We start from the raw sequence: 18764 nt of genomic DNA on the forward strand, positions 1-18764 counted from the left end.
AAACATACAAAAGCCGCCGACAGCCCGACACCGATTCAGCACCGGCGCACTGGATGCTGGCCTATATATACCGAACAGGGCCTTCATATGACAGACCCGTCGGCTCAATTCACAACTGGTCCCTCGCCTCGCAAAGACAATACCGATTCACTTGTATTGCGCACAATCGGAAAGGTGATGACATGAACAACCAGTGCGTCGTCTACGTCACGGATGTCGAGTATTCATTTCCGACCATTCTCTCGGCGCTTCAGGCTCGCAAATTCGCAAGCCCCGCGACCGATGTCTGCGTTCTGCTGTCGGAACCTCTGGATAACTTCGCAGAATTGAAAGCCGTGCTCGCAGCGAGCGGGGTCGAACTGATCGACGCGACCGAAGCGCTGCAGACGTCGCTCAGCAAGCTCGATGGCTCGCATTTCAGCAGGCGCATCAGTGTCAGCGCAATGGCCAAGCTGGTTCTTTGCGATGTCCTGCCTGCTCACTACACCCAGATCATCTACCTCGACGGAGATACGCAGATCGTCAGCGATCTCGGTGAGTTTGAAACTACCGTCGTGCCTGAAGGCAAGTTTTTCGCGGCGCGTGACTACCTTGCGATAGCCGACTTCCTCAACGCGGGAAAGGATAGCCACTATTTCAACACAGGCGTCCTGAAATTCAATCGCAACGGCTGGATCGGGCAGGAGGCGTTCGAGCTTTTTGTGAAGAATCCCGAGGCCTGCGACGGCAGACACGACCAGGGCGCATTGAACTATGTCTCCGGCTCCTCGCTCATCCTCATATCGAACCGCTGGAACTTTCCCAAGCAGTTCCTTCATCTCGTGACCATGTCCTCCCTGTCGATTGTCCATTATATGGCGCATCCGAAGCCGTGGCATGGAACCTTCTTTCCGTGGACAGACATGGAAAGCCAAGTCTATGTCGATCTGCGCAAAGCGCATCCGGCCTATAACGCGCTCTATCGCGGAATCACCTTCGACCGAAAAATGCTGTACAAATATCGGTCGATGCGCGAGCGCATCAAACACACGATCCAGAGGGACGGACCCAATCCCCGAGTCCAGAGCCTGCTGGTTGGCGACTATGTCGTATGATGATGCAGCTTTGGTCCGTGATCATCGCCTCCCGCACAACCGCGGCCTGCCAACGGCCGGAATTGCTTTGCAGCTCGGCGGTCAACCAGGCAGACTGCGGGCGGAAGCGCAGATCTTCCTTCATTCCAGGAATTGATAAGGGCGTTCCTTCGCCGGCATGAATATTCAGGACGGACTATGACCCTCAGTGCCTCTGTCGCCAGCATCTCGCATTACGCAAAGGCCCGCTTTCGCCGGTCTCTAAAGGCCAAGCAAGTCCATTACGATTTGATGCGCGGCGGGCTGAAGCAGGCACGCCACGTCGTCATCTGCGTTATCCGCGACGAAGTGCACCGGCTGGCTTTCTTCCTGCAATATTACCGCGATCTCGGCATCGAGCATTTCATCTGCATCGACAACGGATCGACGGACGGCACGGCGGAACTGTTGTCCAGCTTCGAGGATGTCTCCCTTGTTTCGGCCCACGGGTCCTACAAGGCAGCTAGGTTCGGAAACGACTGGATCAACGAAGTCATCAACCGGCACTGCCAGGAAAAGTGGGTTCTTTACGTCGATGCCGATGAGTTTCTCGTCTATCCGCATTGCGACACCCGACCGATCGATCAATTGACCGCCTACATCGACTCCGTGGGCGGCCGCTCCCTCCGCGCGGTCATGGTCGATATGTACAGCCCGCATCCCGTTCTCGAAAACGTATGCGAACCCGGCCGCAATCCGCTGGAGGTCTGCAATCTCTTCGACCGGTCAGGTTATGTCTCGCATTTCGACAGGCGCAGCCGGACGATATGGATCAAGGGCGGCGTTCGCGGACGCGTCTATTTCAAGGAGCGCCTCTGGGACGGCCCCGCGCTCAACAAGATACCCCTCGTCTACGTGGGTGGGGAACGTCTGTTTCTCAGATCATCGCACCAGGTCTGGCCGCTCTCCCTGAACTTGGGCGACATGCGCGGAGCACTCGGCGTATCCGGCGCCCTTCTGCATTTTAAGTTCCTGTCGACCTTCGTGCACAAGGTCGCCGATGCGGCACACCGGTCCCAACATACGGAAGAATATACCGTATACTCCTCAGCCGAGGACATGGAGGACTTCGTCTATGACGATACGGGCACCTACAGAAGCTGGAAGGACCTGTCCGATCACGGGCTCATACAGGGTGAAGGCTGGAAATACTGGAAGAATGCTTCCGAGAGCGAAGTCTAAGTATGCCGCGCCAAAATGGGCAGCGGTTTTGGGACGACGAGTATAAAGACAAAAGCCAACACGCAAACCTGATCTTTCAGCCTGCTTCGTCTGACTACTACTCGCAGTGTCATCAACCACAAAACCCGCCGGCGGCGGGTTTTGTCGAAGCTTTCTGCCGTTCCGCTTTTTATCGTAGCGACGCCTCAGGCGAGACCCGCCCCCTCGGCATAAGCCTCCAGCGCCTTCCGATTGAGAATGCGGATTTTGCCCTGTGTTCCGTCGACCACTTTGCTCTCGCGCAAGCGCCGCAGGCATTGGTTGACCTTTTCACGCGACGCCGGCAGTGTTGCGGCCAGCTCATGCTGGGAGATGATCAGCTCGTCGCCGCTATTTTGCGCATCCATTCGGTAGAGGGCAGAAAGACGCAGCAGCGTTCGGGCAAGTCTCTGCCTTAGACTCGATCCTGCATTGGAAATGATCCGCAGTTCGAGTTCGGAAACACGTGCCAGCGCTTTCGACAGGATCTTCACCTGAAATTGCGGATCGTTCGCGCACAGGTCCCGCAGCAACCGACCGTCGAAGTAATGCAGTTCGCAATCCGACGAGGCCCGATATTCCAGGCTGAGAGACTGCTTGCGGAGCACCTCCAATTCGCCGATCAAGCCGCCTTTCGGAACGATTTCCACGATAAACTCTCGTCCATCGGCAAGCGGGGTGCTTGCGCTCACCATTCCGCGCTGTACGCGGGCGAACATGTCGAGGACGACGCCAGCGCCGGCAATAATCTCACCGCGGCGAAACTTTCGAACACTCGAGCGGCAAAACGGGAACTCGTGATCCAAATCCGCCCGGCCGTCGTAAACAATACCTGCAGACCCGCAAGTAACCGCTTCGCCTGTTCGCGCTGCGTTTCCTCTAGGTCTGTTGTCTCTGGTGCTGATCACCCCGTCCATACGCACAACTCCACGCAGACTAAATAACTTATTATCTGGAGCGACATTCGTAATAGGTTAAATTAGAAAGTCAAACAGTAATAAAATAAAAACTTCGTGTTCAAACTATACATTATTATGAATAATCCTCATTTTTATATATCATGAAATTCATATTGAATTCTATCTCAGACAAGTCTTTGAGGCTGTATGACGATTTTTATACAATTTATGACAATTACTCAACCGCAGAATAAACCTAACAAGTATAATAACAATACCGATTTTTAAAATAAAGCTAAATAACACCGATGATATATAGTCAAAACAAACGGTAATAATTTTAATATTCTCAAGACTTTCTTTAGAGTATAAAGAATTTATTCATGACTATGACCGCGGTCACAGACATCAAACTTGCATTAAAACAAAGCTTTGTTTGTGATTTCTGGAATTCGTCTAACGGAGACGCGGGTGGCGGGGAAAAATCAGGGCATCAACCCAACCGGACTTTGGCGGGATATCGCCAGGGCTCGACAGGAAAGGCGTCCATTCAATTCATCACAACCCCGTCCGATCAGCAGAATTCTGAAGCGCGCATTGGACATTATCATTGCGGCAAGTTTCTTATTCTTTCTGTCGCCGCTCCTTCTATCGGCGGCAGTCATCGTCACGCTAAGTGATTGGGGCCCTGTTTTCAATTCCCATCGCAGGATCGGTTATAAGGGAAAAGAGTTTCGTTGCCTCAAGTTTCGGACCATAGGATCCGACGCAACGACCGACGCGCACGTCACGGTCGTCGGCGATATTTTGAGGCGATCGAGCCTCGACAAGCTCCCGCAACTGATTAACGTGTTGCTAGGTCAAATGAGCCTCGTCGGGCCTCGTGCAATTACCAAAGAAGAGCTGCCGCGTTACGGTGAACATGCCTATGCCTACATGGCCGTCCGTCCCGGCCTGACTGGCCATTGGCAAACCAGCGGGCACAACGACGTCAGCTATCGGAATGGAATTTCCCTCGACGTCGAATATTTGTCCAAATGGACGCTCACGCTGGATTTCGTGATCATGGCAAAAACGCTGTCGGCGCTGCTTTTCCGGCACGCGTTGCTGCCCAAAGCGGATTCCTAAAGCATGTCGCGCAAAACTGTGGTGCGGTTTTGCGATAAAGACATGCGCAAAACCAGAGACTAAGGCGTGGCAAGTGAACCTAAAAGATCGTGACGCGCTTTGCACCCTGACATAGCGCAGCCGTGCATACTGCCGCGTCGGTCATGTCATTACCCATGAGGACGCTTGCCCGTAACATGGGAGCGCTCAGTGATGGAGTTCTTTTTCCGGCGCTTTTGAATATGCCACAAGGAGAAGGCGAATAGACCCGCCAGATAGCATATCTCCATCAATACAAGCACTTCGACGCAGGAAACGAGCGCCTCCGTCAAGGAGGAACCTTTCAGCAGGATCACGCCGCCCAAGGCCGTGACCACCAGAAATGCAAAGATTGCAAAGGCCGAGGCGCGAATGGTCGCTCCGGCGGCGATAGAGACGGCAATCACGACGAGCGTGCTCTTCAGCATTATTCTGATCCTCTCTTCACACCTCCTTCAAGCCACCGTCAGCCCTCGATGACATGACAAAACCCGAAGTCGAAACGAAGTCCGATCAAAGTATTTTACCTATTACGGTTAAAATATTGCTAATACCGGCCCAACAAGTCGACGGAACAATGCCGAAGAATATTCGACTATTCATCCAGCAGGGCCGTTCTGCCGACTAAACCCAAGAAATCCTTGGATGTTGCAGTCAGAAAGATTTAGCTATCGGAGGCTTATACAGGAGCGAGCAATGCAGCTACGGCGTTCTCCCGCCGAATTGAACGTTCATTTGTTGTTCCTGAAAAGATGAGTTTGGCCATAGGCTTACGCTCGAGCGCATATGCGCTGGCAACGATCGGGCTTACGCTCGTCCGGCAAGCGTGACATCGACGGCATCAAGGTTCAGCAGCCTATGGAAAACTCGGCCCTACGATGGACCCGGATATTTATCTGAGGTGATCGGCACGCAACAACGAAGCAGGGCCCGCCGCTATGGCGAGCCCTGCTGATCTCCTTGCCGGTTGAGCACCTGCGATGGAATTGCCAGCCTCGAGGCCGAGATCGACAAACCTTATTTCGAGACCGCGCCCGCCAGTTGCCGCTTTACGCCGCGTTGGAGACTGAGGTTTTCCAGCCAGGTGACTTGTTTCCTCAATTTCAACGCCGGCTTTTCGATGAATCTCCACGAGAATGCGGCAAAGCAAGCGGCAACAATGCTGCAGACGATGCCGTTCAACCACCAGTTATGCGCCCAGGGGCCAAGCGCTATGAACGCCTGTTGGATCGGATAGCCATAGAGGAAGACGCCATAGGAGTAGTCGGCCCCACGCAGGACGCCGAGCTTGCGGGGCGAGGTAAGACCAAGGAAGACCGTGACATATCCCATGGCCGGAATGGCAATGAAGTCCCCAAAGGAGGTGAACCAGTAGGCCCACAATATCATTGCCACAGAGGCGAGGAAAATTCGGATATCCCAAAGAACCTTGTCCTTGTAGAGATAGAAGGTCACCCCCACAAGAAAAGCACAAATGAGCAGATTGCCCGACGCGGTCGTCGGCATGGTTGCCCAATCGCTTTCATGTTTCCAATATCTTGCAATACCGAAGGCTATGATCAACGCCGGCGTGGCGATAAGGGCAATCACCCGCCGCCTGACCACGCCGAGTAGGAAGAGAACGGCGATCACGGCATAGCACTCAAGCTCGAAGGGCACCGTCCAGAGCTGCCCGTTCACCATTGCGGCGTCAGGATTATCCAGGAATACCCCGGGAAGATTGAAGTGAATGTGCCCTGTGACATTCATCAGATATGTAAAGAACTGAGGATCGGTGAAATAGTCACGCAGGTCATACTCAGTGTAGATCGCTCCGAGTATAAAGGCAGCCAACAATACCTCTACCGCGAGAGCGGGGTAGATCCGGATAAATCGATTACCGAGAAAGGAGATCAATGTCTTCGATCGTTCAAGACTGCCGGCCACCAGGAACCCGCTCAGGACAAAGAACATGGGCAGCACTGATTTGATAAATGGACGGAATGACGACTCCCAAAGAAACAGGTCGTCGCCATAGGTGACGCGGGCCGTGTGTATCCAAAGCACTGAAAAGGCTAACAGTAATCGCATATAGTCGAATCCTGTCGGTCGCCCGTTCGCTAGATCAAGCTTTTCGCCGAGAACCATCTGTGCCCCTTTCAGAAGTATTGACTCGATTTGGAATGGCAAGCCGTTGCCGCATTGCGGCGGCGGCATCATTGCCGGGTCGGGGCCGCGTGTCAGTGACCACAGGTACATCAGGTAAAAATTGAACGAGAGAGCAGCCCTCTCCCGAAGACGCGTCTCTGACCATCAACCCATGGCCTTGTGCTTCCCGAGGGCCATGCGACGGTCGGAGTTTGGAATCCAGATGATCGGGCGGCGGATTGGATGAGGAAACTATGAAATTTCTGGCCACCCTGTTCTGTATTGTGCTCGCCTCTATCGGATTGGGGCTGATCGTTGGCGGCGCCTGGCTGCTGCGCCTCGGCGGCTCGCCATATTACGCCATCGTCGGGCTTGCCTATCTGGTTGCGGCGCTTCTGCTATGGCGCCGGAAAACGTCAGGTGGGCTCATCGTCCTGCTTGTCGCCATTTTCACCCTTCCCTGGGCGCTTTGGGAGTCGGGGTTCAATTTTTGGGCGCTTTTTGCCCGCTTGATGTCCCCTATCGCGCTTGCGGGCTTTGCCCTTGCCTTTGCACCATCGCTTTCCCCGACCGCCAACCGAAAGCTCTTTTATGGCGGCGCCTTGGTGACCGCTCTCATCTTTGTCGCGGGTTTCGGTCTCAGCTTCGTGCCGCATGGGATCATCCACCCCTCCGCCGACATCACCGCCTATAAAACCGCCAAGGGCGACAACTCTCCCTCCGACTGGACATCCTATGGCCGCACCACGGCAGGAGATCGTTATTCCCCGTTCGACCAGATCAACCGCGGCAATGTTTCCAAGCTCGATCTCGCCTGGACATATCGCACCGGAAAAGGCGATGGCGCCGATCAGAACACGCCGCTGCAGATCGGCGACACGGTCTACACCTGCACGCCGACAGATGTGATCGCAGCGCTCGATGCAGATACCGGCAAACCCCGCTGGACTTTCGATCCCAAGGCGACGGCGCCTTATTGGCAACGCTGCCGCGGTCTCGGTTACTATAAGATGCCGCAGGAAGCCCAGTCCGCCGATGGTCTTTGTAATGAGCGCCTGGTGCAAACGACGATTGACGCCCGTCTCCTGGAGATCGACAGCAGGACCGGCGCGCCCTGCAGGGACTTCGGGGACAATGGCACCGTGCAGCTTTCGCAGGGCATGGGTGAAGTCAAACCAGGCTATTATTTCCAGACATCAGCACCACTGATTGCCCGCAACCTGATCGTCGTCGGAGGTTGGGTCACGGACAATCAGGAGGTCGGCGAACCCTCGGGCGTCATCCGTGCGTTCAACGTGGTCACCGGCGAACTCGAATGGGCATGGGATCTCGGCAATCCTGAGATCACCAAACTTCCGCCGGCGGGCCAGACTTATACACGGGCCACGCCCAACATGTGGACGACGGCCGCATTCGACGACAAGCTTGGCCTTATCTATGCACCGCTCGGCAATACCACGCCGGATTATTATGGCGTCAATCGCCCTGCCTTCGCCGATCAATACAATGCGACATTGGTGGCGCTCGATGTGACGACGGGTCGGGAAAAATGGAAATTCCAGACCGTGCATCACGACATCTGGGACTATGATCTGCCGGCCCAACCGGTCCTGATCGACCTGCCTGACGGCAATGGCGCCACCGTGCCTGCTCTGCTGCAGACCACCAAACGCGGACAGCTTTTTCTCCTCGACCGCCGAACCGGCACACCGCTTGCCGAAGTTCAGGAGAAACCGGTGCCGCAGCAAGGCGGCGCGCCGGAAGAGAAACTCTCCCCGACGCAGCCCTACTCCGTCGGCATGCCGACAATCGGTGCGGAGCGCGTGACGGAGCAGACGGCCTGGGGCCTGACGATGTTCGATCAGCTGGCATGCCGCATCGCCTTCCGCAAAATGCGCTATGACGGCGATTTCACCCCGATCGGGACGCAGTATGCGATCCAGCAGCCGGGAAATCTGGGTGGCCTCAATTGGGGAAGCGTATCGGTCGACCTGCCCAACAACCGGATCTTCATGAACGATATCCGCGTCCCCAGTCTCTTCGCACTCATCCCACGCGAGGAATATGTCGACTTTGCCCTCACCACGACCGCGCACGGCCCCTCCGCCCCGCAGCGCGGTACGCCTTACGCCATGGCCACCGAGATGTGGACATCGAGGCTCCGCGTTCCCTGCACGCAACCACCCTTCGGTACCGTCACCGCAGTGGATCTGAACACCCGCAAGATCGCGTGGCAGGTTCCGGCCGGCACTGCCGAAGAACTCGGGCCGTTCAAGATCAAAACCAAACTGCCTATGCCGATGGGCCTGCCGAGCTACGCCGGCACGTCGGCGACCGCCGGCGGCGTCGTCTTCTTCGCCGGCTTCCAGGACTATTATATGCGTGCCTATGACGCCGAGAACGGTGCCGAGCTCTGGAGATATCCCCTGCCGGTCGGCTCGAGCGCAACGCCCATGACCTACGTCTCACCGAAAACAGGCAAGCAATATGTCCTGATATCGGTTGGCGGCGCACCCTATTCGAAGGACGTCGGCGACTACGTGCTTGCCTTCTCTTTGAAAGACAGAGATTAGCCGCGGGTATCGCGGTGGCTTCACCGATCATCGTCAAGTCCAAGCAACCCGCCACCGGACGGCTTCTCAGCGTCGGCAGTCGGATTTGACGGCGTTGCCGGTCACACTGTGTTACTTTGATCCGACGAGGAATTGGGACTTACGAGCGTGACGCGAAAACTTGCGGCGATCCTGGTCGCAGATGTGGTCGGCTACAGCCGCCTCGCCGGTGCGGACGAGGATCGCATCCTGGCGCGGCTGAGAACGCTGCGCAGCGACCTGGTCGATCCAACAATTGCCGTGCACAATGGCCGTGTGGTCAAGCGTACCGGTGACGGAAGCCTCATCGAGTTTCGCAGCGTCGTGGACGCCGTGCGTTGCGCGATCGAAGTGCAGACTGCCATGGTCGAGCGCAATATCGGCGTGCCGCCAGAGCATCGCATCGAGTTCCGGGTGGGGATCCATCTGGGCGATGTAGTCGAGGAGAGTGACGGCGACTTGATGGGCGACGGCGTCAATATCGCCGCGCGGTTGGAGGGAGTTGCCAAGCCCGGCGCCATCTGTCTCTCCGAAGATGCCTACCGCCAGGTGAGAGCGCGGCTTGATCTTGCCGTAACCGATCTCGGTCAAATCCCTCTCAAGAATATCGCTGAGCCGATGCGGGTTTATTCACTTCAGATCGGAGCCGTCCCTCCACCCAACCCAGCACGACAAGCGCAACCGGACGCAACGAAAATGCCTCCGGCTGCTACCGTTCCCGACAAGCCGTCCATCGCCGTACTGGCGTTCAACAACATGAGCGGCGATGCCGAACAGGAGTATTTCTCCGACGGTATCAGCGAGGACATCATCACCGATCTCTCGAAGCTGTCCGAATTGCACGTGATCGCCCGCAACTCATCCTTCGTCTACAAGAATGTAACAGCCTCCGTGCCTGAGATGGCCAAGGCGCTCGGCGTCCGTTATGTCCTCGAAGGCAGCGTCCGCAAGGCCGGCAACCGCGTGCGTGTCACCGCCCAATTGATCGACGCCAGCAACGGCGGACATATCTGGGCCAGCCGGTTCGATCGCGACCTCACCGACATTTTCGCGGTTCAGGATGAGCTCACGCAGGAGATCGTAGCCGCACTCAAGCTGAACCTCACGCACAGCGACCAGGATCGATTAGCCCAAGGGCGCGCACTCAATGTCGACGCTTACGAGTTGTTATTACGTGGCCGCGAGCAGGCGTCGGCCCATACCCGAACCGGAAATAGAGCCGCCCGCAGCCTGGCGGCCGACGCCCTGGCCATCGATCCGCAATATGCCGCCGCCCAGGCCCTCATTTCCTTCACCCACGTGCTCGACTACGTCAACGCCTGGAGCACCGATCCGGAAGGCTCGCTGCGGATCGGGATGGATCTCGCGCAACAGGCCGTGGAGATGGCCGAGGAACAGCCCAACGGCCGTTTCGCACTGGGCATGGCTTGCATGTGGAACCGGGAGCTGGACCGGGCGCGGGCAGAAGTGCAGCAGGGCCTCGCGCTACAGCCCAACTCCGCCGAGCTCCTGTTGCTGATGGCCCATATCCAGATATTCTCCGGCGATCCCGCTGGCGCCCTGGAAACACTCGATGCATCGATGCGGTTTGACCCGCACCATCCGGAAATTCTCTTCCAATTTCGCGCCGATGCGCACTTTTCTCTCGGCGAATATGAACAAGCGATTTCAGCCATCGAGCAGCGGCTCCAACAAAATTCCCAATCGGAGACCGCCTACGCCCTGCTTGCCTCATGCTACGGCCACCTCGGCCGGCCGGAGGAGAGCCGGAAGGCCTGGGAGAAGGCGCTCCGGATCAATCCTGATTTCTCTGTAGAACGCCGCCGCCGCGTCCTTCCATTTCGAAACCCCGAGGACTTTAACAACCGCGTGGAAGGACTCCGTAAGGCGGGACTTACTATGACGGATCTTGGTCTATGCTGAAGGCCGTCGAGACGATACGGAGGATAGCTCATTCTTTGACGGAAGCGTGCACGCGGGACTGGCGACCGTTTCCTCAGCCCGCCGGCTGCAAACGTCTATCGTGACCACCGGGCTATGATGTCGTCGGTATTTGCCAGCGCCTTGCGGACTGCGTTGCGCGCCATGTTCGGTCGCTGCAATCGAATGTTTTTCTCAATATTTTCATGAAGTTTCAGTGCATACCGCAAGTTGTCTTCCTCCCGCGTGACATGGGCGAAGAGGTGGTTCAGCGCCGATTCGATCAAGACGCCGAGCGGCACCAACAGATCATTTCCCGAGGCGCGCAAGATCGCGATATGAAATCGTGCATCGGATTCTGTTCGCTGCTGGAGCGATGTCGCCTGATCCATGTCATGCAGGGCCTGACTGATCGCGGTCATCTGCTCCTCAGTTCGGCGCTCCGCAGCAAGTGCCGTCGCTTCCGGCTCGATCATATGCCTGAGTTCTTGCACGGCCCTCAGAAAGGATTCACGATCGGGAGATGCCGCATACCAGCCCAAGACATCTCGATCCAGCAGGTTCCAACGTTCCTTGGGTTCGACCCAACTGCCGATTTTCGGGCGGGAAGAAAGCAGGCCCTTGGCCATCAGCATCTTGATCGCTTCGCGCACCGCCGATCGGCTGACGTCAAAGACTTCCGACCACTTTGCCTCATTTGGCAGGATCGTGCCCGGAGGATAGTCGCCGCGCACGATTCGCAGACCGATCTCGCCTGCCAAAGACACATGAACACTCGCCCCAGTCATGCGGGGAGAATTTGGGCGCCTTGTGGTGGCAGAGCGGTCAACCATCACCACTTCGACCGCAGCCGTTGGCTTTCCCGATTTTTTGTCAGGCATTTACTTCTACTGCCTCAGCATTCTTTCGACTGTCTGCACGTATGATCAAAACAATCGTAATAACGAGGAAGTCGCCTGCGATTGACGCCGGCACAAAGCGTGGAATTCAGGGCGCGTCAAGCCCAGCGGATCTCTCGATCCGTCTCGTCACGACAGTTGGCGCACCCTTTGAACCGGGTGCGCCAACCGTGAACCTACTTTTGAATGCAGGTGTCGACTGTATCCTTCGTGCACTCATCGAGCCCGGTGAAGACCGGATCTTCAACCGGCTTGCCGGCAATCAGATCCATCATCACCGACGGTGCCTTGTAGCCCATCTCGAATGGCCGCTGGCCGACGAGCGCCGTCACCAATCCTTCCTTCGCAATGGCGACCTCGTCGCCGATCGTGTCGGCGGCACCAATGACGAAATCGTTGCTGGCGATCTTGTCGGCCATCGGCTTGAACAGGTCGCGATAGGGTTGCGGTGCGCCGAACAATGGCCAGCCACCCATAATGCCGAATGCGTCCAAGTCGGGATTGGCCGCGAGGATATCGGTCATTGCCTGAACGCCCTTGGCACCGTCGTCATTGGTGAACACCGGGCAGCCGGCGACCTCGGTCCAGCCACCCTCGCCTTTCAGCGCGGTCAAGCCTTTCTGGCCAGTAAGCGTGTCGCGCATTCCTTGTGCGCGGCGTAGAATATTGTCCGCTCCCGGATTGCCTTCGATCGTGCAGATCTTGCCGCCCTTCGGCTTGCCCTTCTTGATGTATTCGCCGATGCGGGCGCCCATCAGATAGTTGTCGGTGCCGAGATAGGTCTTGCGCAACGCTGCATCCTCGGCGGCAAGATCGGCATCGAGCGTCATCACCGGAACCGTCGGATTGGCCGTCTTCAAGGTCTGGGCGATCAGCTTTGCATTTGACGGCGAGATTGCGATTGCAGCCGTGTCCGCCTTGCCCAACATATCCTGAACGATCTGCGCTTCGCCGGCTTCATCGGATGTCGATGCGGGACCGGTGTAGAAGCATTCGTATTCCGCCGTGGGGTTCTCCTTGTTCCATTTCTGGCAACCTTGATTGATTGCTTCGAAGAACGGATTGTCGAGGCCTTTGACGACGATGACGAGTTGCTTCTTGGCCAAGGCCTGCCCGGCGGTCAGTGCTAAAACTGCGACTGTAAGTAGTAATGCCTTCCTCATAGTTTCCTCCCTTGAAACAGACGGACACCGCGTGCCCGCCACACGAAATCAACCCGGATACCAGACGATGCGAGGCTCCTCCTTCGAACGCTCATATTGCCAGGCCGCGTTGATAAGCATTTCGAGATCGTAGTTTGGCTGCCAATCCAGCAGGTATTTCGCCTTGCTGTTGTCCATCCAATTGGAATGGAAGCGGCTTGGTATGTCGACAGAGCCGAGATTGCGCGTGCGCAAGAGATAGGCGGCGACTTCAGCATAGTCGACGGGGCGATCCATGCAGATATTGAAGAGCTGCCGCTCCGCCCGCGGGTTGTCGATCGCTGCCAGTATTGCCGATACAAGGTCGTCGACATGAACGAAGTTGCGTTTCAGCGGACGACCGTCAGCATCGAGCAGCAGCGGCACCGTACCCATCGCCGCATACCGCCGCGCCGCGTCTTCCGGAACGAGCGTCTTCCAGTCCGGACCGCCAAAGACGTCGTCTCCAAAAGACAGCGAATACTTGAAATCGTCCTTTTCCATGATCCAGGGCGCGCGCAGACAACAGCCATTGAGGCCATACTGAATGCCAAACTGCTCCAGCATGACCTCTTCCAGGACTTTGGAGAGCGCATAGCTTCCCGGATAGGCACAATGGCGGGCGTTCTCGGTGATCGGGCCGTCGTGGCGATAGTGGAAATGTCCCACACCCGCATCACCGCCGATCAGGATGAACTGGCGTGCGGTGACGCTCGTACGGAACTCCTCGAGCAGCCAAAAGAGACCTTTGACCGTGACATCCATGATGTCTTCAGGCGTTTCCTTGCATGTGGCGAGATGCACGACATGGGTAACGTCATCCAGCGCCTTTGCCACGACATCCCGATCGGCGATCGAGCCTTGGAAGACATCGACACGGTCGGTCGCCTCGTACAAACGATTATGACAAAGCGCACGAATACGGGCTTTGGAAAATCTCGGATCGTCAAGCAGCCCAGCAATGAAGCGCCGCCCGACCTTGCCCGTCGCACCGGTCACAAGGATCAGCATACAGTTTCTCCCCCATTGATAGCTAATATCCGAGCGCCACCCTCGTCAAATGATATTTGTCTGACAAAACAGATTTTTGCGACAATAAGGCCAATTGCCGGGACAATGAGTTGACGCTGTCGCAGGGTTTTGCGTAAATGCTCGCAATCGCTTTTCCTGGGAGGATACTGGAAAAGTGAACTCGCCGGCGCCTTGCCTTCAAGACAAGCAGGGTTCGGTGCGATGGATAGCCCGCAGGTTTTGGGAGGCGGTGAGGCTGGTGGCGGTTCTTGAGCTCATCAATATTTCCAAACATTTCGGCGCCATCCAGGCAGTCAACGATGTTTCGTTTTCACTCGAAGCGGGGCAGGTTGTCGGCCTGATGGGCGACAACGGGGCTGGCAAGTCCACCCTGGTGAAGATGATTGCCGGCAACTTCCGGCCGAGCCATGGAACCATGCGGCTCGACGGCGCCGATCTCGTGCTTCATCGGCCAAAGGAAGCACGCCAGCATGGCATTGAGATCGTTCACCAGGATTTGGCGCTCTGCAACAATCTGACGGCGGCAGCGAACGTGTTCCTCGGACGAGAATTGCGCCGCGGCGTATGGCCTCTTCGCATCCTCGATCACAAGAGCATGTACAAGCGCGCCGGCGAGATATTTCGCGAGCTTAAATCCGAGACGCGGGCGCGCGATCTCGTCAAGCAAATGTCAGGTGGCCAGCGCCAAGCGGTCGCGATCGGCCGCACGATGCTGTCGGAAGCGAAAATCGTATTGATGGACGAACCGACCGCAGCCATTTCCGTGCGCCAGGTGGCTGAGGTTCTGAATCTGATCCGCCAGTTGCGGGACCGGGGCATTGTCGTTGTCCTGATCAGCCACCGCATGCCCGACGTCTTTTCGGTCGCCGACCGCGTGATCGTGATGCGGCGAGGCAGAAAAGTAGCCGACAAGCAGATTGCGGCAAGTTCGCCGGAGGAAGTAACGGGACTGATCACCGGCGCCATCGAACAGGTGTGATCGATGCTATCCGTTGCAACAGGAAGGAAGTAGGTCGACGATGGCGATTACACTTGACCAAACGATCGGACAGAAGCAACGGAGCTGGCTCGCAACGATCATGAGCGGCCAGACATTCTGGGTGCTGATTGCAGTCATTCTCGCCTGCATTTTTCTGTCGCTGGCGACGGACTCCTTTGCGACGGCGAAGAACATCTACAACATCACCCGCAACGTCACCTTCGTCGCAATTATCGCGCTGGGCATGACGCTGGTCATCATCACCGGCGGCATCGATTTGTCCGTTGGCTCCGTACTTTGCCTGTGCAGCATGGTGCTGGCGGTGGTCATGCACGCGGGCTATAGCATTGAAGTCGGCATCGCCGCCTCAATCGGTACTGCTCTGTTGGTCGGAGCTTTCAACGGCGTCTTGATTGCCTATCTCGGCTTCCCGCCTTTCGTCGTCACACTCGGCATGTTGTCGATTGCGCGCAGCCTTGCGATGGTTGCATCAAACAACACTGTCGTTTTTGAGTTCGGGCCTGATCACGACAAACTACTGGCTCTGGGTGGCGGCGCCTGGGTTTTTGGCATCGCCAATCCAGTGCTTTACATGGTCGTACTGGCACTCATTACCGGTTTCGTGCTGCGCTGGACCAAGTTCGGCCGCTATGTCTTTGCGATCGGCGGCAATGAGCACGCCGCGACACTGACGGGGGTTCCAGTGCCGAGGATCAAGGTCATCGTCTATATGATTTCTGCCCTCTCGGCGGGGGTTGCCGGCATCATTCAAACCGGCTGGCTCGGCGCCGTCACCACAAATATCGGCGCCGGGATGGAACTTCAGGTCATTGCCGCCGCGGTTATCGGCGGAGCCAATCTGGCCGGCGGCGTCGGCACCGCCTTTGGAGCCTTGGTCGGCGCCGCACTCATCGAAATCATCCGCAACAGTCTTGGCCTGCTTGGCATCAACGCGTTCTGGCAGGGCTGCTTTATCGGTGGGGCAATCGTGCTCGCCGTCCTTTTCGATCGACTTCGCAACTTGCGGCAGGGCGAGTAGGCGAATCCGGCCCTTGAGAGCACGCTGGTCTTGAGTTTGAGTGAGTAACCGGATTTGTTAGATTGTCCCGAAGCGTGTCCTATTAAACGCTCTGCGGTTCGCGCCCGCGCCAAGAGCGGCCGCGTTCAATCAATCCAGCCGCACTCGATTGTGCCGCCAACGCGGGTGCCGCCCTTGAACGGCTCCGCATGAGTGAGGAGCCCGCCGCACGCAAGACGGACCTAGTGCCGGAGACCATCGCCCGGTGGAACCGGCGACGGCAGCTCAGCGAGCGACGCCGACCGCGTCTGCATTGACGATTGTTGCTGCGATGTACTGTAGACTAGACACACAAAAGCCCGCACGTGGCGGGCTTTTGTGTGTCTATAGTCGTCTATAAGGTAAGGTTTGGTTGCGGGGGCAGGCTTTGTCCCGTTCGGGTCTTAAAACAGTCCACTGGACTGTTTTATCGGGCAGGCCCGAGCGACCGCTCACCCTTCAGGCTATGGTCCGCGGGACGAGGAGCTACCATCGCCAGCGAAGATGAAGTCTTCGCGCCAGCGATATTGCTCTGTTCTGGCGACGCAAAAAGCCCCTGCATGACAGGGGCTTGGGAGCATCTAAGAGAAGGTTTGGTTTTGGTTTCAGGCTTTGTAGTTTTCTGTCCGGCTGCGTCGGCTACGCCTTCTTGCGGGCCCCTGAAGATGCGTTAACTCCTCGATCCGTTACCAAACAAAAAGCCCGCACGAGGCGGGTTTTTGCGTATTGTTTTTATGGGATTTGGTTGCGGGGGCAGGATTTGAACCTGCGGCCTTCAGGTTATGAGCCTGACGAGGCGAGGCGGATAAGCAATCGATCCAGTGAATCGATTGCCCGCCGAGTGGGCTGCTCCACGAGGAGCGTCTTGATTTTTGGAAGGGGATTTGGTTGCGGGGGCAGGATTTGAACCTGCGGCCTTCAGGTTATGAGCCTGACGAGCTACCGGGCTGCTCCACCCCGCGCCTAGCGCAAATCCCGAAGGGATTTGTCGCGTCTGAGTAAACTGCTTTGGCGGTTTACTCTTACTGCCCGAGCAAATTGCTTTTTGCAATTTGTCTCGTGTTTTCCTGCTGATGCATTTTAACACGAAAGGCCGCTTGTGAGCGGCCCTTTGTTTCGGCTTTGGGCCGTTTGTTTTGTGATGAGAAGATTGATTAGTTGCGCTTTGCAGACCTGGCAGCGACCTACTCTCCCGCGTCTTAAGACGAAGTACCATGGGCGCAGGGGCGTTTCACGGCCGTGTTCGGAAAGGGAACGGGTGCAGCCACCCCGCCATAACCACCAGGTCGGCAAAGCGCAACTATATGTTTTGAGAAGCTGGCAGGCGTTAGCCTGTTTTCTTTTTTGAACACGTCTTTCGATCTCTTCCGGCTGCGGGTGCTTGTGGCACCCATACAGGCCAGAGGCCCGTCGCCAATCGTTTGGCGGGCCGTCCGCAGCGCCATTGGCGCGTCAGGACAAAGGTCTGGCACATCGAACGAAGTTCGATGAGCATAGTCAATGAGAACGATCAAGCCAATCGAGCTATTAGTACCGGTAAGCTTCATGCGTTGCCGCACTTCCACACCCGGCCTATCAACGTGGTCGTCTTCCACGGCTCTGATAGGGAATACTCGTTTTCAGGTGGGTTTCCCGCTTAGATGCCTTCAGCGGTTATCCCGTCCATATGTAGCTACCCTGCTATGCCCTTGGCAGGACAACAGGTCCACCAGAGATATGTCCATCCCGGTCCTCTCGTACTAGGGACAGATCCTGTCAATATTCCTACACCCACGGCAGATAGGGACCGAACTGTCTCACGACGTTCTGAACCCAGCTCACGTACCGCTTTAATTGGCGAACAGCCAAACCCTTGGGACCTGCTCCAGCCCCAGGATGCGATGAGCCGACATCGAGGTGCCAAACAACCCCGTCGATATGGACTCTTGGGGGTCATCAGCCTGTTATCCCCGGCGTACCTTTTATCCGTTGAGCGATGGCCCTTCCACGCGGGACCACCGGATCACTATGACCGACTTTCGTCTCTGCTCGACTTGTCAGTCTCGCAGTCAGGCGGGCTTATGCCATTGCACTCGACGACCGATTTCCGACCGGTCTGAGCCCACCATCGCGCGCCTCCGTTACTCTTTCGGAGGCGACCGCCCCAGTCAAACTACCCACCATACACTGTCCCGGACCCGGATGACGGGCCGCGGTTAGACATCCATGACGATAAGGGTGGTATTTCAAGGATGGCTCCACGGAAACTGGCGTCCCCGCTTCAAAGCCTACCACCTATCCTACACATGCCGACACGAATGCCAGTGTAAAGCTATAGTAAAGGTGCACGGGGTCTTTCCGTCTGACCGCAGGAACCCCGCATCTTCACGGGGAATTCAATTTCACTGAGTCTATGTTGGAGACAGCGGGGAAGTCGTTACGCCATTCGTGCAGGTCGGAACTTACCCGACAAGGAATTTCGCTACCTTAGGACCGTTATAGTTACGGCCGCCGTTTACTGGGGCTTCGATTCAAAGCTTGCACCTCTCCTCTTAACCTTCCAGCACCGGGCAGGCGTCAGACCCTATACGTCGTCTTGCGACTTCGCAGAGCCCTGTGTTTTTGATAAACAGTCGCTACCC

The 18764-nt window shown here is 56.8% G+C and carries 13 protein-coding genes, 1 tRNA gene and 2 rRNA genes (1 of these 16 cut by a window edge); 7 read left to right on the forward strand and 9 right to left on the reverse strand.

The annotated features are described in order from the left end of the window. The first annotated feature begins 182 nt into the window (after positions 1–182). Together RLCC275e_RS17395 and RLCC275e_RS17400 are read left to right on the forward strand one after the other, a co-directional pair. Positions 183–1094, forward strand: coding sequence for a glycosyltransferase family 8 protein (locus tag RLCC275e_RS17395; RefSeq protein WP_033179925.1), 912 nt, complete (start codon positions 183–185; stop codon positions 1092–1094). Positions 1095–1271: 177 nt separating this feature from the next. Beyond that, positions 1272–2294 carry a glycosyltransferase family 2 protein gene (locus RLCC275e_RS17400; RefSeq protein WP_033179924.1) on the forward strand — a complete coding sequence of 341 codons (1023 nt, stop codon included), beginning with the start codon at positions 1272–1274 and terminating at the stop codon, positions 2292–2294. A gap of 185 nt (positions 2295–2479) precedes the next feature. On the opposite strand, the gene RLCC275e_RS17405 is transcribed toward RLCC275e_RS17400, so the two are convergent. Next, positions 2480–3229, reverse strand: coding sequence for a Crp/Fnr family transcriptional regulator (locus RLCC275e_RS17405; protein ID WP_033179923.1), 750 nt, complete (start codon positions 3227–3229; stop codon positions 2480–2482). Positions 3230–3682: 453 nt separating this feature from the next. On the opposite strand from RLCC275e_RS17405, the gene RLCC275e_RS17410 reads away from it, so the two are divergent. Then, a complete protein-coding gene (locus tag RLCC275e_RS17410; protein WP_033179922.1) occupies positions 3683–4339 on the forward strand; it encodes a sugar transferase in 657 nt (218 codons plus the stop codon). Positions 4340–4488: 149 nt separating this feature from the next. Here the strand turns inward: RLCC275e_RS17410 and RLCC275e_RS17415 are convergent, their stop codons facing one another. Both RLCC275e_RS17415 and RLCC275e_RS17420 read right to left on the reverse strand, forming a co-directional pair. After that, positions 4489–4785 (reverse strand): hypothetical protein, encoded by a 297-nt coding sequence (locus tag RLCC275e_RS17415; protein WP_003562067.1) that lies wholly within the window; start codon positions 4783–4785, stop codon positions 4489–4491. Between the two features lie 589 nt (positions 4786–5374). Further along, positions 5375–6595: an acyltransferase family protein gene (locus RLCC275e_RS17420; protein ID WP_171816890.1), complete on the reverse strand. Its 1221-nt coding sequence runs from the start codon at positions 6593–6595 to the stop codon at positions 5375–5377. A gap of 143 nt (positions 6596–6738) precedes the next feature. Between RLCC275e_RS17420 and RLCC275e_RS17425 the strand changes: the two genes are divergently transcribed. Continuing rightward, positions 6739–9057 carry a membrane-bound PQQ-dependent dehydrogenase, glucose/quinate/shikimate family gene (locus RLCC275e_RS17425; RefSeq protein WP_033179921.1) on the forward strand — a complete coding sequence of 773 codons (2319 nt, stop codon included), beginning with the start codon at positions 6739–6741 and terminating at the stop codon, positions 9055–9057. A gap of 147 nt (positions 9058–9204) precedes the next feature. Beyond that, a complete protein-coding gene (locus RLCC275e_RS17430) occupies positions 9205–10998 on the forward strand; it encodes an adenylate/guanylate cyclase domain-containing protein (RefSeq protein ID WP_033179920.1) in 1794 nt (597 codons plus the stop codon). A gap of 95 nt (positions 10999–11093) precedes the next feature. Here RLCC275e_RS17430 and RLCC275e_RS17435 read toward each other — a convergent pair whose 3' ends face one another. The 3 genes from RLCC275e_RS17435 to RLCC275e_RS17445 form a co-directional block, all read right to left on the reverse strand. Then, the gene (locus RLCC275e_RS17435; protein WP_033179919.1) at positions 11094–11876 is read right to left on the reverse strand and encodes a FadR/GntR family transcriptional regulator; all 783 of its coding nucleotides are present in this window, start codon (positions 11874–11876) and stop codon (positions 11094–11096) included. Positions 11877–12070: 194 nt separating this feature from the next. Next, entirely contained in the window at positions 12071–13057 is a 987-nt protein-coding gene (locus RLCC275e_RS17440) for a substrate-binding domain-containing protein (RefSeq protein ID WP_033179918.1), read from the reverse strand. 48 nt (positions 13058–13105) lie between these two features. Beyond that, positions 13106–14086, reverse strand: a complete 981-nt coding sequence (locus tag RLCC275e_RS17445; protein WP_033179917.1) for an NAD-dependent epimerase/dehydratase family protein — start codon at positions 14084–14086, stop codon at positions 13106–13108. Positions 14087–14345: 259 nt separating this feature from the next. On the opposite strand from RLCC275e_RS17445, the gene RLCC275e_RS17450 reads away from it, so the two are divergent. Beyond that, positions 14346–15086 carry an ATP-binding cassette domain-containing protein gene (locus RLCC275e_RS17450; RefSeq protein ID WP_032987312.1) on the forward strand — a complete coding sequence of 247 codons (741 nt, stop codon included), beginning with the start codon at positions 14346–14348 and terminating at the stop codon, positions 15084–15086. 40 nt (positions 15087–15126) lie between these two features. After that, positions 15127–16125 carry an ABC transporter permease gene (locus RLCC275e_RS17455; protein WP_003562077.1) on the forward strand — a complete coding sequence of 333 codons (999 nt, stop codon included), beginning with the start codon at positions 15127–15129 and terminating at the stop codon, positions 16123–16125. A gap of 903 nt (positions 16126–17028) precedes the next feature. Here RLCC275e_RS17455 and RLCC275e_RS17460 read toward each other — a convergent pair. The 3 genes from RLCC275e_RS17460 to RLCC275e_RS17470 form a co-directional block, all read right to left on the reverse strand. Then, positions 17029–17105, reverse strand: a tRNA-Met gene (locus RLCC275e_RS17460). 209 nt (positions 17106–17314) lie between these two features. Next, positions 17315–17429 (reverse strand): 5S ribosomal RNA (rrf, locus tag RLCC275e_RS17465). Between the two features lie 220 nt (positions 17430–17649). Beyond that, positions 17650–18764: ribosomal RNA gene (locus tag RLCC275e_RS17470) — 23S ribosomal RNA — on the reverse strand; it runs 1828 nt beyond the window's last position.

The organism is Rhizobium brockwellii (assembly GCF_000769405.2).
Lineage (GTDB): Bacteria > Pseudomonadota > Alphaproteobacteria > Rhizobiales > Rhizobiaceae > Rhizobium > Rhizobium brockwellii.

Excerpts from the sequence above, each read along its gene's own strand:
- RLCC275e_RS17415 (WP_003562067.1), bottom strand. The coding sequence starts at position 4,785 with ATGCTGAAGAGCACGCTCGTCGTGATTGCCGTCTCTATCGCCGCCGGA.
- RLCC275e_RS17420 (WP_171816890.1), bottom strand. The coding sequence starts at position 6,595 with ATGTACCTGTGGTCACTGACACGCGGCCCCGACCCGGCAATGATGCCG.
- RLCC275e_RS17400 (WP_033179924.1), top strand. The coding sequence starts at position 1,272 with ATGACCCTCAGTGCCTCTGTCGCCAGCATCTCGCATTACGCAAAGGCC.
- RLCC275e_RS17395 (WP_033179925.1), top strand. The coding sequence starts at position 183 with ATGAACAACCAGTGCGTCGTCTACGTCACGGATGTCGAGTATTCATTT.
- RLCC275e_RS17455 (WP_003562077.1), top strand. The coding sequence starts at position 15,127 with ATGGCGATTACACTTGACCAAACGATCGGACAGAAGCAACGGAGCTGG.
- RLCC275e_RS17435 (WP_033179919.1), bottom strand. The coding sequence starts at position 11,876 with ATGCCTGACAAAAAATCGGGAAAGCCAACGGCTGCGGTCGAAGTGGTG.
- RLCC275e_RS17445 (WP_033179917.1), bottom strand. The coding sequence starts at position 14,086 with ATGCTGATCCTTGTGACCGGTGCGACGGGCAAGGTCGGGCGGCGCTTC.
- RLCC275e_RS17425 (WP_033179921.1), top strand. The coding sequence starts at position 6,739 with ATGAAATTTCTGGCCACCCTGTTCTGTATTGTGCTCGCCTCTATCGGA.
- RLCC275e_RS17440 (WP_033179918.1), bottom strand. The coding sequence starts at position 13,057 with ATGAGGAAGGCATTACTACTTACAGTCGCAGTTTTAGCACTGACCGCC.
- RLCC275e_RS17405 (WP_033179923.1), bottom strand. The coding sequence starts at position 3,229 with ATGGACGGGGTGATCAGCACCAGAGACAACAGACCTAGAGGAAACGCA.